2 protein-coding genes are annotated in these 1,125 nt (G+C 43.5%); one reads left to right on the top strand and one right to left on the bottom strand.

Going from position 1 to position 1,125, the window contains the following annotated elements; translation table 11 throughout:
- Nucleotides 1–220: hypothetical protein (locus PVV60_RS10595; RefSeq protein ID WP_273724684.1), on the top strand; the 220-nt coding region annotated here is incomplete at its 5' end.
- On the opposite strand, the gene PVV60_RS10590 is transcribed toward PVV60_RS10595, so the two are convergent.
- On the bottom strand, nucleotides 217–1,125 hold a 909-nt coding region (locus tag PVV60_RS10590), incomplete at its 5' end, for a ShlB/FhaC/HecB family hemolysin secretion/activation protein (protein WP_273724683.1). The genes PVV60_RS10595 and PVV60_RS10590 overlap by 4 nt on opposite strands.

Below are 1,125 nucleotides of genomic sequence, written 5' to 3'. Positions count from 1 at the left end.
GCTAAGCAAAAACTTAAAACCAGTGAAAGCCCCTTGTGGATCCCACGCTGCAAAACACAAAGAACGCGATACCCTAGCTTGTATCCATACCCCAATTTGTGCTTTTGATCTTTCAATCCCCGCATCTTCAGCTCCTCATAAAATTCTTTATCTCTTAAAAAAAACAACCCATATGGGTGTAAACAGCGCAGCGATATTTTTTACCGCCCCTTTGCTCTAAAATCTCAATAATGCTCGCACTTGAAATAACCCTGTCTTATTCCCCTTTTCTCGCACTGTTGATTGGGTTAAAATATTCGAATAAGACACATCAACATCCGTAATGTCTCCGGTTGCATGGAAACCAAGAGTTGCCCCAATAAGGCGCCCGCCAAAACTGTTTTTGCTTACATCATTGGCTACAGCCCCCAGATCAAGCGCCATATAAGGAGAGAATTGGCTCATAAATTTACGCCCCATTCTCGAAGAAAAACCTGGCAACAACAGCGACAATTCATTGCGCCAAAACACCCCATTATTGCCGTAATAAATCGCCTCACGCACTCCGCGCACAGAGGAATTGCCACCAAGCGATATTTGCTCTGAACTAAACAACGTGTCGGGTGATAATTGTCCTGAAAACAGCGTGTTATAGCGAAAATTATACTGGTGAAGCGAAAAAGGACGCACATAGCCTAGGGAAAAAGACAATTTGGAAAATTGCCCTTTGGGGGAATTTTTTGTTGCATTCTCTTGCTCTTTATCATCATAAGCGCCAAGAATTGCCAACCCTTTATGAAACCCTATATGTGCGCTTAATTCTCCTCCAAGCCACTTGCGCGAATGATCAAGCTCAAAGGTTGCAATAGCCAATTTACGGCTGGAAACATCAACCCGACTGCCCATAATAAAATTATCAGAATATTTCCATGTCAACCGTCCTGTCATCCAGGTCTTTCCCTCTTGATCACGGTCGATAACCCGTGAAATCCATGGTGTCAGTGATAAAGACTTCCCCTCAGTCATAATATCGGAAAATATTCCCTTAACACTCGAATGATATTGGCTCCACGTCCCATCAAAACCTGTTGTCCAAGTGCCATAGGGAAGAGAAAAGGATCCCGTTAGAGTATCACTATTGGGGCG

Source organism: Bartonella sp. AU18XJBT, from assembly GCF_028618595.1.
Taxonomy (GTDB): domain Bacteria; phylum Pseudomonadota; class Alphaproteobacteria; order Rhizobiales; family Rhizobiaceae; genus Bartonella.
This window is presented reverse-complemented; position numbering and strand designations above follow the sequence as displayed.